The following is a 13417-nucleotide window of genomic DNA, read 5'->3' as shown; positions in this document are numbered from 1 at the left end:
TTTTCAAGTCATATAAAAGAAAAAATTATGAGCTATTTACTTGCACTCGATCAGGGAACCACCTCTAGCCGTGCGATCATTTTTAATGAACAGGGAAAAGTTCAGGCAACAGCTCAGCGTGAAATACACATATCTACACCCCATTCAGGCTGGGTAGAACAGGATGCACAGGAAATCTGGACCACGCAAATTGCAGTTGTGCAGCAGGCCCTTGCTTCGGCCCGTATTCTGGCCAAAGATATCAAAGCCATTGGACTAACCAATCAGCGTGAAACCACCGTGGTTTGGGATAAACGAAATGGTAAACCGCTTGCCCCTGCAATTGTCTGGCAAGACCGCCGTGCAACTGAATGGTGCAACCAACTCCTACAACAAAATTTACAGAATAAAATCCAGCAGAAAACCGGTTTATTGATTGACCCTTATTTCAGTGCCGGAAAACTGGTCTGGTTGCTGGAAAATATCGAAGGCCTGCGTGAGCTGGCTAAACAAGGTCATGTGGCTTTTGGCACCGTAGATAGCTGGCTCATGTGGAATCTGACTCAAGGTGCAGAACATGTCATAGAGGCCAGTAATGCCTCGCGTACCATGCTGATGAATCTGCAAACTCAGGCCTGGGATGAAGAACTGCTGGAGCTGTTTCATATTCCCCATTCAGTTTTACCTAAGATCATCAGCTCAGACAGCTATATGGCAGACACGGCTACAGGTTTATTGGGCGCAAATATCCCAATTATGGGAATTTTGGGTGATCAGCAATCGGCCCTGTTTGGCCAGTCCTGCTTTGAAGTGGGCAGTGCAAAAAATACCTATGGCACGGGTTGCTTCATGCTGTTCAATACGGGTCATGAGGTGCAATTTAGCCACAACAAGCTCTTGAGCACCTTAGCTTGGCAATGTCATGAAAAAACCACTTATGCATTGGAAGGCAGTGTATTTATGGCGGGTGCCATTGTGCAATGGCTACGTGATGGTTTAGGAATTATTCAAAACAGTCGTGAAGTCGAACAGCTGGCTTGTCAGGTAAAAGATACCGACGGCGTGGTTTTAGTTCCTGCTTTTACCGGACTCGGTGCTCCGCATTGGGACAGTGATGCCCGTGCCCTGCTCTGCGGCATGTCCCGTGGAACCAACAAAGCCCATATTGCCCGTGCAGCTTTGGAATCGATAGCCTTTCAGGTATCCGATGTCCTCATGGCCATGCAATCCGATATTACCCATCCCTTAAAAGAACTGCGCGTCGATGGCGGTGCGAGTAGCAATGACATGCTGATGCAGTTTCAGGCGGATATCTTAAATGTACCCGTCCTGCGTCCTAAAATGCTGGAATCTACCGCTTGGGGTGCGGCAGCCATGGCCGGATTAAAATCCGGCGTATTTTCCAGCATGTCGGATATTTCTGCATCGTGGCAACTGGAGCGGGCTTTTGAGCCAAACATGAATGAAGATCAACGTCAGTTTCATCTGCACAAATGGCAAACTGCCTTAAAACGCGCCAAATCAGATATCTAATATTTCCAAATGTAGTGAGAAATGATACAAAACCGCTTCGAAAAGCGGTTTTTTATTAATGTGCATGACCACCACCGGTAACACCGACTTTCGGCCGTGGACATAACCAGATGATGAGTCCGGCAAAAATAAACACCATCGCCAAAATCAAAAACACGTGGTTAGCAGATAATGTCGACGCTTCTTTATCAACCAGACTGGAAATATAACCCAAGCTGCTTTCCGGACTCATTCCTCTTTGCAGTAAAGTATTTTGAACTTCATCGACATGTAAAGTACCTGCCATCTCACTGCGTGCCACTTTGCCATGATCATCCCAAATGGTGACGGCAATCGATGCGCCAATGGCCCCTGCCATGGTTCTCAGGAAGTTCATCAAACCTGCAGCAGAAGCCATTTCTTGCGGCAATACTGAAGCCAGCGCCATATTCGACAAAGGAATAAAGAAAAACGGTACGGCAAAACCTTGCAAGATTTGCGGCAATGCCAAGGCCATAAAGTCAGCTTCAGTGGTCCAGAAGGCCCGCATCAGGGTCACTCCACCCAGCAGACATAAACCAAAACTGGCCAAAGCCCGCTGATCATATTTGGTCGCCAGTTTGGCCACAATCGGTGACATCAACAAACTGCCGAACCCCATGGTGGCGGTCAGATAACCGGCCCAAGTGGCGGTATAACCCAGATTGATCTGTAACCATTGTGGAATCATGACAATACTGCCAAAGAAAGCACCAAAACCAAAAGCCAAAGCCAAGACGGAAATGGTAAATCCACGATATTTAAAGATCTGGATATTCACTACCGGATGGCGTTCGGTGAGTTCCCAAATGGTAAAGATGATTAGCCCAACCAAGGCAACAATGGTCAAAATAACAATAAAGGGATGATTAAACCAGTCATGTTCATGGCCTAAATCCAGCATCAACTGTAATGCCCCAATCCATAAGATCAGCAGCATCAATCCGCCCATATCAATTTTGAGTTTGTTGGTTTGCGTTTCAGCAGGTTTCAGCAAACGCATGGCGGCGAGTGCACAACCAATCCCGACTGGAATATTGATAAAGAAAATCCAGTGCCAAGACCAGTTATCACTAATGGTGCCCCCTAGAATCGGCCCCAAGATGGGTCCCACCACCGTGGTCATGGCCCACATGCCCATCGCCTGCGACTGTTTCTCCGGTGGGAAAATACGCATCAGCAAGGTTTGGCTGAGTGGCATAATCGGCCCGCCAAACAGGCCTTGTCCAATTCGGCAAAATACCAGCATTTCCAGACTGGTGGATAAACCGCATAACACAGAAAACAGGGTAAAGCCGAACAGGCTGATGACAAAAATCCGGACCGTGCCAAAGCGTCCAGCCAGCCAACCGGTTAAAGGCACACAAATGGCTTCGGCAACGGCATAGGAGGTAATCACCCAGGTCCCTTGCGATGCAGAAACCGCAAGACTGCCGGTAATATGTGGAACCGAAACATTAGCAATGGTCATGTCCAGCACGACCATAAAGTTGGCAAAGGCCAGTACAAATGCCGCCAGCAGTAAGCGGCCGCCAGTCAGGTTCGGTATAGGAGCGTAGTTCTTCATAAATGACTACTTCGAAGACAAATCGATCTTCGCTTCCATGGACAAGCCGACCCGTAAAGGATGTTCAGACAGTTCTTTAGGATCAAGCTTGATGCGAACCGGCAAGCGCTGAACCACCTTAATCCAGTTACCCGTCGCATTTTGTGCTGGAATAAGTGCAAAGGCGGAACCGGTTCCGCCAGAGAAGCCTTGTACGATGCCGTGATACTCCACTGAATCGCCATATAAGTCAGAAGTTAAAACTGCTTTTTGACCGGGACGGACTTTTTCCAGCTGGCTTTCTTTAAAGTTGGCATCAACATACAGTTGTGAGGTTGGCACCACCATCATCAGGACAGTGCCCGGCGCCACACGCTGACCAACCTGAATATTACGGCGTGTCACGACGCCATCAAAAGGAGCGTTGATTTCAGTACGTTCCAAATCTAACAAGGCCTGCTTTAATTTGGCTTGTGCAACCAATACATCCGGCGTGCTATTTTCATTGGCTCCACGAATCAGTGCTTCATTGGCCGCCAAGTTGCTTTGTGCCGCTTTTTGAGTGGATCTGGCTTGTGCCAGACCGGCTTGTGCAGAATCATATCCAGCTTTTGCGGTATTCAGCGCACTTTGTGCAGTACTTAATTCTTCCTTAGAAATGGCGCCAGAAGCACTGAGTTTTTCACGACGACTTAAGTCATCCTGTGCCTTATCCATTTCAGCTTTGGCTTGGGCAACCTTGGCTTCGGCACTGTGAATGGCATCATCACTAACAAAAATTTGTGAATTCAGTGAGCTGCTATTGGCTTGCGTCTGTTTATATTGACGTTGTGCCTTGACCAGTTCCGCTTTGGCTGCAGCCAGGGCAATTTCTGCATCACGCTGATCAACACGTACCAGCAGATCGCCTTTTTTTACTGTTTGAGTATCACTCACCAGTACCTGCTCAACTTGTCCAGTCACCATGGAGGTGATGGAAGCCGTCTCTGCACCGACATAGGCATTATCGGTATCAACAGAATGGCTCAGCAATAATTTCCAGATGGCATACAGAATTGCTGCAATGATTAAAATCAGTGCGACAAAACCCAATGCTTTTTTGCGTTTCGCTTTTAAGGTCGTCTCTGAAATGGGTTGATCTTGTTTTGTTTCTGGCAGGGTGTTTTGAGCATCTGTCATCAATATGTCCTAAATCCAACAGACTTGGTCACCAGCCATCCTCAATGCATTGTAGTGTCTGCTCTACACACATAGAAACATATAGTTGTCTTGAGATGATATGGATGAGAAAGTCATTTTTCAATTTTATGGCGCGATTTTAATGTGAAAAATTCATGATATGAGAATAAAAATGTAACTCATCAGTTTTATAAACAAATTCGGCACAGAATTTTCATTCAATGCCGAATATTTATCTGACTTTTGTTTAGCTTAGCTGGCTTAATCCAAACTTAATAAGCATAAGAAGCAATGGCGGTTGCAATCGCCTTGCCTTCATCATTCACCAAGGTCATACGCATGGTGCAGCCTTTACGGCCTAAACGTAAGGTTTCGGCACGTGCAGTAAAGGACTTGCCACGACCTGGTGCAAGATAATCGACCCGCATATCGACTGTAGCCAGACGGGATACTTTTTTAATGGTCTCGGGCAAATCATCAGACGTGGCTTTTTTATACAGCTCGCCCATAGCAACAATACCGCCAATACTATCGAGAATAGTCGCAGCAACACCGCCATGCAAAATCTGAAATGCCACATTGCCAATCATAAAAGGCTGCATTTCGATATGGGCTTCAATCTGCCCATCCACGACCTGCATGTTCATGCCATTGTGCTGAAAAAAAGGAGATTTATTAAAAGCCTTGCATAACTGGTTCAGCAGTACATCAATATCAACTTTCGAGCCTAAGTGAATGTTACCCGTCCAATGTTTTTCTGCTTGCGTCATAGTCTGCTCGAATTACCTTGATTAAATAAAAAAATAAATACAGTCGCCCTAAACTCAGATTATGAGTCTACAATAGCGGCTAGTTTAATACTGATCATTGAGATTGTTATGACTTATACGTTCAATCGTCCAGCATTCCCTGCCACTCGCATGCGCCGAATTCGTAAAAATGATAAATTACGTGCCATGGTACGAGAAACTCAGCTGACGACCGATCATCTCATTTACCCAGTATTCATCCTTCCGGGACAGAACCAGACCCAAGATATTCCAAGCATGCCGAATGTTCAGCGTCTGTCTGCCGATCTACTGTTAAAAAAATCAGAACGTTTACTGGAATTGGGTGTTTCTAAATTAGCGCTTTTCCCTGTTACTCCACAAGAAGATAAAAGTTTGTCCGCTGAAGCCGCCTGGCGTGAAGATGGCCTGGTTCAGAGTACTGTCCGTTTACTGAAAAAAGAATTGCCAGAAATGGTGCTGATTACAGATGGTGCCTTAGACCCGTATACCACGCATGGTCAGGACGGCATCATTGATGACACAGGCTATGTACTGAATGATGAAACCGTTGAATGCCTGATCAAGCAGGCACTCAGCCATGCCGAAGCCGGTGCAGATGTCGTGGCTCCAAGTGACATGATGGATGGCCGTATCGGTGCGATTCGTCAGGCTTTGGAAGCCAATGGCCATATCTATACCAACATCATGGCTTATTCAGCGAAATATGCGTCCAGTTTTTACGGTCCTTTTCGTGATGCAGTTGGTTCATCTACGAATCTAAAAGGTGGCAACAAGTACAATTACCAGATGGACATCGGTAACCGCGCCGAAGCCCTGCACGAAATTGCACTGGATATTCAGGAAGGTGCAGACATGGTGATTGTCAAACCGGGTATGCCTTATCTGGATATCGTCCGTGAAGTCAAAGATACTTTTGGTGTTCCGACTTTCGTGTATCAGGTCAGTGGTGAATACGCGATGCTGGCCGGTGCCATTCAAAATGGCTGGTTATCTGACAGCGTGATCATTGAATCACTGATGAGTTGCCGCCGTGCCGGTGCTGATGGCATCTGGACCTATTTTGCTGAAGAAGCGGCTCTTAAACTGAAAGACATGAAATAAGGATTTGTGGTCTAAGCGATGAAAATTGCCATTATTGGAGCAGGCATTAGCGGTCTGCTGTCTGCTCTAGAGCTGGTGGAACAGGGATGTTCCGTGATAATTTTCGATCAGCAGCAGGCAGGAAAAGCTGCCTCCTGGGCGGGTGGCGGAATTCTCTCCCCGATGTATCCATGGCGCTATCCGCAAGCCGTGAATCAGCTGGCGCAATATGGCAAATCATTGTATTTAGACTGGAACAAAAAGTTAAAGCCTGTGTCAGGCATTGACTTTGAAATTCATGAAAGCGGTATGCTGATTTTTGATGAAGCTGATTTTGAAAGCGGGCTGAATTATGCTGAACAGTTTCAGGAACCAATGCAGCAATGTGAATATTTACAACAGGAACAGATCGAACAGCTGAATCCTTTTATTGACGCCAAATTTCAACACGCCATTTATTTTCCCCATATTGCCAATGTCAGAAACCCGCGCTTACTGCAATCTATGGTTGCCTATTTAAAACAACATCCACAAGTCGAATTTATTGAACACTGCTCGATTGAGCAGTTCAATATCGTAAATGGCCAAGTGCAGTCTGTAACTGCTAAAAATGGCAAAACTTATGATGCAGATCAGTTTGTGATCACCACCGGCGCCTGGTCGCAGCAGTGGTCTGAACAACTGGAGGTAGAAATACCCGTACATCCGGTTCAGGGACAGATGGTGCTGTTTAAAACCCCGGCAAACTGGTTACCGACCATGTGCATGAATGATGTGATGTATTTAATTCCACGTCTGGATGGTCATGTGGTCTGTGGTTCGAGCATGGCAGATTGTGGTTTTGACACCACCCCAACCGCAGCAACCAAAGATAAAATTTTAGCGGCCTGTTTCGAGATGGTTCCCGAACTGGCAGAGTTTCCGATCGAAAAACAATGGGCTGGCTTAAGACCAGGTTCGCCAACCGGTGTACCCTATATTGGGAAAATGCCGGAGATCGATAATTTGTGGGCCAACTTTGGACATTTCCGTAACGGCTTATGTATGGGGCCTGCATCTGCACAATTGCTCAGACAGCTGATGCTGGATCAAACTCCTCTGGTGAACCCGGCAGCTTATAGCCCTGTGCGTCTCAAATCTGAAGCAGGTTTAATGGCTCACTAATATCTCTTCTAAAGCACTTTTTAAGGTCGGATGGCTAAACTCAAAACCGGCCTCATGCAGAGCTTTGGATATGACATATTGACCATTCAACACCAGTTGTGACTGTTCGCCGAGCATCCATCGCAAAACAAAAGCCGGTAAAGAGAACAAAGGTTTACGTTTTAAAACCTGGGCAGCTGTTTGGGCAAATTGCGCTTGTGATCCTCTTTCAGGAGATACCACATTAAATATTTGTGCTTCTGTTTCATTAAGCATTAAAAATTCGATCGCACGCAGCACATCTTGCACATGCACCCACACTACCGGTTGCCGCCCGTGTCCAATTCGTCCCGCCAGATTCAGCTTAATTGGCAGCAACATACGCGGTAGAATCCCGCCATTTTTTCCAAACACAATACCAAGACGAATAATTCTGGTTTTTTGCTGAGTAAAACTTAGGGCGGCCTGCTCCCATAACTGGCACAATTCCGACATAAAAATGCCTTGTGGTGCAGACTGTTCAGTACAGGGGGTTGACCATTGTTCAGTCGAGTCGATCCCGTAATAGCCAACCGCAGAGCCAGAGATAATCCGTTTTGGAAAAATCTGTCTTTTTTCTAAGTAGCGATAGAGCTGATGGGTGGTTTCGACCCGACTGTTAATCAATAACTTCTTTCTTTTGGCCGTCCAGCGCCCCTGCCCAATGCTTTCCCCCGCCAGATTGATTACATAATCAATCCGATCGGTTTTCAGGTCATCTAAATGCTGAATCCAGCTGAGATCAGGATGATTGGAACGTTTATTTTTCTGACGGGTCAGCCCCACCACAGCATAATCACGTGCCAGCAAATAAGGCAGCAAATGCGAGCCGATAAAACCACTGCCGCCGGTAATCAATACACATGCTTTTTGCATTTTAGCGTCTCACCTGTTTTTTCTTATCTATAGATCAAGACTGTCTAAAACTCAAGCCTACATCAGTGTCGTTTAGCCAAACATTTTTTGTGCCATGCGCTGGGCCTGTTTGCCATAAAACCAATAGGTCAAAAGATAAAGTGGAATGGCAACGAGCAAGAACATGATCAGCACAATACTCATAAATTGCGGATTCTTGAGATATAAAAGAAAATTCTGCCAAACTTCGGGATCACCCTTAGCAAAAAGGACAATGCCGAGCAATAAAAAGGCCAGGTTATAGCCCCAGAAAATCAGGGTAAACCCCAAGGTAATTTTTTTTTGTTCTTGAGCGGTTGGTGCACGTCGTTGTTGTTTTAAAAATTTATACAGCACTAAAATCATGGCGGTTAAATAAGGTACGATAGTCAGAATTCCGCCCATGCCGGTTGGCAGTAAAGCAGCCAATACACCGCAGATACAGGTTAAAATAAAACAAAAGATAAAAAACCATAAAAAATATCGGGTTAATGACACAATGTACCTGCATAAACAACTTTTAGATGATCAGTATAAAAAAAAATGAGTTTTTTTTCATTTTATTGTCAACCAATCTGTAAACCGCTGCGTTATATAGAGTATGAAGTTCATAAACCGTTAATTTGTACCGGCATCCACAATATTTTCGGTGAACTTTTCTAAAGCAATAAACTTGGTTTCAGGTTTTAGTGCGGAACAGCAGCCCAAACTAAAACTTGCAACAGATTTTTTGACCGACGATTTCATCATCACTCGAATCGTCGGTCTTTTATTTTCTAAACTCTATTTTAATCTTACTGATCGATCTGAGCCATACTGGCCATCTGCAAGATACCAGCTTAGGCCTCAATTAAATCTATCGATCAATCATAAAATACAAAACCAGCAGCAATTTAAAATTGAACCGTCAATTCAATAATTTATTTCATCCCAAAGATTAACTTCAAGCCCAGTAAAGTCATGATGCCGCCTGCAGCACGGTCAAAACCTGCTTTAAATTTCAAATAAACACGGCGCGGCTTTTCTGCCGACAAGGCAACGGCCACCAGTGAGCACCAGCCTGCATCAATAAAGAAACACAGTAGCGGTAATACAAAATAATAATAGGTCGGGATTTCTTTAGGTAATAAGGCAGTAAAAATACTGGCCAGTACAATCGCAATTTTCGGATTGGAAAGCTGAGTAATCAAGCCCGTGGTGAATGCACGGCGTAATGACATCTGAGCTGGTGAATTATAGTCAGATTCAATCGGCTCTTTGGCATGTTTAATAATTTTAAAAGCTAACCACAGTAGATATAAACCACCACAGATTTTTAAAGCCAAATAGGCAGATGGCACCGCCAATAAAAATGCCTGTAATCCAAGCACAGCCAGCAAGCCAAAAATGGCAGCTCCCGTACCTGTACCTAAAGCAGTAAACAAACCATGCCGACGTGAAATCGCAATTGAATTTTTAGCGACATAAATCGAAGTAGGTCCAGGGCTCATTGCACCTAACATTAAGGCAAATGCAATTGAGCCCAAAATCCAAAATGATTCCACAAGTCCACCTACTGAAATTAATTCCGCGGTAATTTTACATTTTAAAAAGCTGAATATCTCCCTATATTTCAGCTCTTTTTCACAATTCCACCGAATAATTCACTAGGAATCAACTTCATCACCTACTGAATCACTAGTTGAACAAATTTAATCCCTCATTTATTTATCTATAGATAAAATCAGTTACGCCACATTGCTATATAGCAATCGACATTTACAGCAAGTAATAGAGAGTTCACATTGTGAAATGATCGTGAAAGTCCGAGTGAAATTAGCTAAATTACAACCATTTCAGGGTGAGACTGGAATAACAGACAGATAAAACCAGCAGGCTATTCCTGTATAAAAATCTCCAGATTCAGGCCTGCAACTGGCAGCTGAAGCTGGTTTAAAATTTGGGGTAAGCCTCAGCGCAGTTTACTCTTGAGTCATAGGCTTGATTTCACGTACGTTAAGTTGTGAAAGCCGATAATCCTGATCATGCACAGGCACACCGCCAATAATCATGGTACGGACTTCGGTTTTTGGCTTGTTATAATCATCTTTTGCATCGCAAGCTGTCAGCAATAATAACAAGCAAGCGCATAAACCTACGGATAGCTTCTTCATCACATATCCTCTTTTTCATCATTGTTATATTTTCTAGCTTAGCATCATTGTGTATTTTTCGATCTTTTTTTTATTATTTTAATTCAATTATTTAAGATATATTTACAAATAAGCCCATAAAAATATGAGCTAAACGGCAAAAGTATTTTGAGAATTGTTTTACCTAATTTCCTCTATTAAAGTCTGACTCAGATTTCCCTGATAAAACTGCACGCCATAGATCATCATATTTTTCGTACAATACGATTGAATATTCATGGAGCATGATGAAATGTTTGATCGTATTGCACAGTCAGTGACTTACCAAAAACTTAGCCTTGATGCTCCAGTTACTGTTACCGTGAAACGTTTGGATCAGATTCATCCCCAGATTTCCGGCAACAAGTTTTTTAAACTGAAATACAATTTTCTGGAAGCAGAGCAGCAAGGCTTTAAAAAAGTCCTGACTTTTGGCGGTGCCTACTCCAATCATATTGCTGCCACCGCTTATGCAGCACATCTGTTTGGCTTTGCCAGTGTAGGCATTATTCGCGGTGAAGAACTCAAAGATAAAGCGCTCAATCCTACCCTTGCCACAGCGCAGCAATCTGGCATGCAACTGCATTTTGTCTCCCGCCAGCAATATCGTGAAAAAACCAGTTCTGAATTTCTCGAACAATTACAACAAAGCTATCCAGAGCATTACATCATTCCCGAAGGTGGAACCAATTCTCTTGCCATTCAGGGCTGCAAGGAAATTTTAACTGCTGAAGACCGACAGAATTATGATGTGATCTGCTGTGCCGTTGGAACAGGCGGAACAATTACAGGATTAATTGAAGCCAGTGCTGCTCATCAAACTGTGCTGGGTTTTTCGGCCTTAAAAGGCGATTTTTTAAAGTCGAATATCGAACAATCGACGACAAAGAAAAACTGGCAAATCACCGATGCCTATTGCTGTGGCGGTTATGCCAAGATCAGTTCTGAGCTATTACAGTTTATGCAGTGCTTTGAAGCCGAGCACCACATTCCTTTAGAGCAGGTTTATACTGCGAAGATGATGTACGGACTGATGGATTTAGTTGCCCAAAACCATTTCCCGGCAGGCAGCCGCATTCTGGTAATTCATACAGGCGGTCTGCAAGGTCGGCATCCAGATGCAGATCTATCCTGAAATTGAGCGCAAAATTGTCTATAATGCCCTGCTTTTATCTCCCACGGGTTGCTCATGTCTACAAATCAGTATGATGTCATTGTTTTAGGTGCAGGTGCATCAGGTCTGATGTTGGCATATATGGCGGCACAGCGCGGCCGTAAAGTTTTGGTGCTGGAAAAAGCCAATAAGGTGGGTAAAAAAATCCTGATGTCTGGTGGTGGTAAATGTAATTTTACCAACCTCTATGTGGAGCCTGAAAACTACATTTCACATAATCCCCACTTCGTGATCTCGGCCTTAACTCGTTATACCAACTGGGACTTTATTGGACTGGTGTGTGAACATGGTATTGAATACGAAGAACGCAAGCACGGTCAGTTATTTACCTTAAACGGCGCTAAAGAAATTTTGGCCATGCTGCTGGCCGAATGTGACAAAACTGGCCTGGTCGACATTAAAACCAGTTGTGAAGTCAAAGCGGTAACAGCTGTGGATGAGCAAGGTTTTCAAGTCGCGACTACTTTAGGTTATTTCCAGGCTAAATCTGTCGTTGTGGCAACAGGCGGTTTATCTGTACCTACACTCGGCGGCTCAGGCATTGGTTATGAAATTGCCAAACAGTTTGGCCATCATGTCCATGCAACCCGTGCAGGCTTGGTGCCCTTTACTTTTTCCGACCAGTTCAAGGAAGTGACCACCCGTTTAAGCGGTAATGCCGTCGATGCCACCCTATCCAATGATTTAAACAGTTTTACTGAAGCCTTGCTGTTTACCCATCGGGGGTTAAGTGGTCCAAGTTCATTACAGCTTTCTAATTACTGGAATGTCGGTCAAAGTTTTCATATCAACTTCCTGCCTTACCTCGATCTGCTAGATTTCTTCAAAACCAAAAAATCCAGCCAACCTAAAGTGTTGCTACGTACCTTGTTAACTGAGCATCTGCCAAAAAGTGTGGTGCTGGAACTGCAAAATCTAATTTGGGCAGAACTTGCCGATACGGCGATAGGTAATTTGAGTGACGATAAACTGGAACAGATTGCCAAGCGTCTGCATCATTTTGAAGTGAAACCATCAGGAACTGAGGGCTACCGGACTGCGGAAGTGACCTTAGGCGGTGTAGATACCACGGAAGTATCGTCCAAGACCATGGAAAGCAAGAAACAGAAAGGCTTGTACTTTGTAGGTGAAGTTCTGGATGTGTCTGGTCATTTAGGCGGGTTTAATTTTCAATGGGCATGGGCCTCTGCACATGCCGCATCGCAATATGTTTAATCCATTGCAACTGAATTATTCTAAATAATCCGTACGTAAAATTTCAATATTCTGCTTCTGCTGCATACGCACAATTGCTTGATCCATCTTTGCAACTGCTTGTGTATGTTGGCAGTCTTGTTGAAATGCTTGCCCGACTAAACCTAAAAGTTTCTTAACTAACATCATAATTTCCCCTCAATAATTATTTATACGTCCTAGTATAGAATTATGAATATTTCAAGAATATTAAAACTAAGTCTTTATATTCTTTAAACATTACAATTATATTTAGCATAATATATGCCAACAATCGAGCATTTATTGATTATTTTTTATCTAAATTTTCTGGATATTCTGGGCTTTTCTGTTGATGTTCAACTTTAAGTTTGGCAAATATAAATTTATATGCACTCATAAGAAACCCAACTGTTATACCAGCGATCACAATTGGTGCAAGAAACTTATTCGGTTCTCTTTTACTCATTTTGCTCTCCTGTTCAGGATTAGGGTCTGTTGACGATCCGTCCATAATTTTGACAATGCATATTTTAACGGATCTCAGGCTTGCAATAGAAAATTCAGTCATTTTACTGACCGCTTCATAACAATAGAGCAGCAAAAAACATACCCATCCCTTATGCACAAACAAAGCAGCGCTTCGTTTGTGCTCATG

15 protein-coding genes are annotated in these 13417 nt (G+C 43.9%); 5 read left to right on the top strand and 10 right to left on the bottom strand.

Annotation, left to right across the window (positions count from 1 at the left end):
- Positions 1-27: 27 nt before the first annotated feature.
- Positions 28-1512, top strand: a complete 1485-nt coding sequence (gene glpK, locus ACE01R_RS01800) for a glycerol kinase GlpK (protein ID WP_395544589.1) — start codon at positions 28-30, stop codon at positions 1510-1512.
- Between the two features lie 55 nt (positions 1513-1567).
- Here glpK and ACE01R_RS01795 read toward each other — a convergent pair whose 3' ends face one another.
- The 3 genes from ACE01R_RS01795 to ACE01R_RS01785 form a co-directional block, all read right to left on the bottom strand.
- Positions 1568-3097, bottom strand: coding sequence for a DHA2 family efflux MFS transporter permease subunit (locus tag ACE01R_RS01795; RefSeq protein ID WP_395544588.1), 1530 nt, complete (start codon positions 3095-3097; stop codon positions 1568-1570).
- Between the two features lie 6 nt (positions 3098-3103).
- Entirely contained in the window at positions 3104-4255 is a 1152-nt protein-coding gene (locus ACE01R_RS01790; protein WP_395544587.1) for an HlyD family efflux transporter periplasmic adaptor subunit, read from the bottom strand.
- Between the two features lie 272 nt (positions 4256-4527).
- The gene (locus ACE01R_RS01785) at positions 4528-5025 is read right to left on the bottom strand and encodes a thioesterase family protein (protein ID WP_395544586.1); all 498 of its coding nucleotides are present in this window, start codon (positions 5023-5025) and stop codon (positions 4528-4530) included.
- A 108-nt stretch (positions 5026-5133) separates the two neighbouring features.
- On the opposite strand from ACE01R_RS01785, the gene hemB reads away from it, so the two are divergent.
- Together hemB and thiO are read left to right on the top strand one after the other, a co-directional pair.
- Positions 5134-6147 (top strand): porphobilinogen synthase, encoded by a 1014-nt coding sequence (gene hemB, locus ACE01R_RS01780; RefSeq protein ID WP_395544585.1) that lies wholly within the window; start codon positions 5134-5136, stop codon positions 6145-6147.
- A gap of 18 nt (positions 6148-6165) precedes the next feature.
- Positions 6166-7290 (top strand): glycine oxidase ThiO, encoded by a 1125-nt coding sequence (gene thiO / locus ACE01R_RS01775; protein WP_395544584.1) that lies wholly within the window; start codon positions 6166-6168, stop codon positions 7288-7290.
- On the opposite strand, the gene ACE01R_RS01770 is transcribed toward thiO, so the two are convergent.
- The 5 genes from ACE01R_RS01770 to ACE01R_RS01750 form a co-directional block, all read right to left on the bottom strand.
- Complete coding sequence (locus ACE01R_RS01770) at positions 7276-8184, bottom strand: TIGR01777 family oxidoreductase (protein WP_395544583.1); 909 nt, start codon at positions 8182-8184, stop codon at positions 7276-7278. The genes thiO and ACE01R_RS01770 overlap by 15 nt on opposite strands.
- A gap of 72 nt (positions 8185-8256) precedes the next feature.
- Positions 8257-8703 carry an ABZJ_00895 family protein gene (locus tag ACE01R_RS01765; protein ID WP_395545260.1) on the bottom strand — a complete coding sequence of 149 codons (447 nt, stop codon included), beginning with the start codon at positions 8701-8703 and terminating at the stop codon, positions 8257-8259.
- 117 nt (positions 8704-8820) lie between these two features.
- Positions 8821-8952, bottom strand: coding sequence for a hypothetical protein (locus ACE01R_RS01760; protein ID WP_265733360.1), 132 nt, complete (start codon positions 8950-8952; stop codon positions 8821-8823).
- Positions 8953-9122: 170 nt separating this feature from the next.
- Complete coding sequence (locus tag ACE01R_RS01755; protein ID WP_395544579.1) at positions 9123-9746, bottom strand: LysE family translocator; 624 nt, start codon at positions 9744-9746, stop codon at positions 9123-9125.
- 417 nt (positions 9747-10163) lie between these two features.
- Positions 10164-10355, bottom strand: a complete 192-nt coding sequence (locus ACE01R_RS01750) for an NF038215 family lipoprotein (RefSeq protein ID WP_395544557.1) — start codon at positions 10353-10355, stop codon at positions 10164-10166.
- A gap of 271 nt (positions 10356-10626) precedes the next feature.
- On the opposite strand from ACE01R_RS01750, the gene ACE01R_RS01745 reads away from it, so the two are divergent.
- Both ACE01R_RS01745 and ACE01R_RS01740 read left to right on the top strand, forming a co-directional pair.
- Positions 10627-11508 carry a 1-aminocyclopropane-1-carboxylate deaminase/D-cysteine desulfhydrase gene (locus ACE01R_RS01745; protein ID WP_395544554.1) on the top strand — a complete coding sequence of 294 codons (882 nt, stop codon included), beginning with the start codon at positions 10627-10629 and terminating at the stop codon, positions 11506-11508.
- Positions 11509-11562: 54 nt separating this feature from the next.
- On the top strand, positions 11563-12762 hold the full coding sequence (locus tag ACE01R_RS01740; protein WP_395544552.1) for an NAD(P)/FAD-dependent oxidoreductase: 1200 nt from the start codon (positions 11563-11565) through the stop codon (positions 12760-12762).
- Positions 12763-12777: 15 nt separating this feature from the next.
- On the opposite strand, the gene ACE01R_RS01735 is transcribed toward ACE01R_RS01740, so the two are convergent.
- A complete protein-coding gene (locus ACE01R_RS01735; RefSeq protein WP_165493294.1) occupies positions 12778-12930 on the bottom strand; it encodes a hypothetical protein in 153 nt (50 codons plus the stop codon).
- A gap of 139 nt (positions 12931-13069) precedes the next feature.
- Positions 13070-13228, bottom strand: coding sequence for a hypothetical protein (locus tag ACE01R_RS01730; protein WP_395545235.1), 159 nt, complete (start codon positions 13226-13228; stop codon positions 13070-13072).
- Positions 13229-13417: the final 189 nt, after the last annotated feature.

Origin of the sequence: Acinetobacter sp. BSP-28, assembly GCF_044130285.1 — a bacterium.
GTDB lineage: Bacteria > Pseudomonadota > Gammaproteobacteria > Pseudomonadales > Moraxellaceae > Acinetobacter.
The sequence above is the reverse complement of the archived record's forward strand: the minus strand, read 5'-3'. Positions and strand labels throughout refer to the sequence as shown.

Coding starts and splice junctions, on each gene's coding strand:
- ACE01R_RS01790 (WP_395544587.1), bottom strand. CDS start 4,255: ATGACAGATGCTCAAAACACCCTGCCAGAAACAAAACAAGATCAACCC.
- ACE01R_RS01760 (WP_265733360.1), bottom strand. CDS start 8,952: ATGATGAAATCGTCGGTCAAAAAATCTGTTGCAAGTTTTAGTTTGGGC.
- ACE01R_RS01770 (WP_395544583.1), bottom strand. CDS start 8,184: ATGCAAAAAGCATGTGTATTGATTACCGGCGGCAGTGGTTTTATCGGC.
- ACE01R_RS01750 (WP_395544557.1), bottom strand. CDS start 10,355: ATGAAGAAGCTATCCGTAGGTTTATGCGCTTGCTTGTTATTATTGCTG.
- ACE01R_RS01735 (WP_165493294.1), bottom strand. CDS start 12,930: ATGATGTTAGTTAAGAAACTTTTAGGTTTAGTCGGGCAAGCATTTCAA.
- ACE01R_RS01785 (WP_395544586.1), bottom strand. CDS start 5,025: ATGACGCAAGCAGAAAAACATTGGACGGGTAACATTCACTTAGGCTCG.
- hemB (WP_395544585.1), top strand. CDS start 5,134: ATGACTTATACGTTCAATCGTCCAGCATTCCCTGCCACTCGCATGCGC.
- ACE01R_RS01795 (WP_395544588.1), bottom strand. CDS start 3,097: ATGAAGAACTACGCTCCTATACCGAACCTGACTGGCGGCCGCTTACTG.
- thiO (WP_395544584.1), top strand. CDS start 6,166: ATGAAAATTGCCATTATTGGAGCAGGCATTAGCGGTCTGCTGTCTGCT.
- glpK (WP_395544589.1), top strand. CDS start 28: ATGAGCTATTTACTTGCACTCGATCAGGGAACCACCTCTAGCCGTGCG.
- ACE01R_RS01745 (WP_395544554.1), top strand. CDS start 10,627: ATGTTTGATCGTATTGCACAGTCAGTGACTTACCAAAAACTTAGCCTT.
- ACE01R_RS01740 (WP_395544552.1), top strand. CDS start 11,563: ATGTCTACAAATCAGTATGATGTCATTGTTTTAGGTGCAGGTGCATCA.
- ACE01R_RS01730 (WP_395545235.1), bottom strand. CDS start 13,228: ATGAGTAAAAGAGAACCGAATAAGTTTCTTGCACCAATTGTGATCGCT.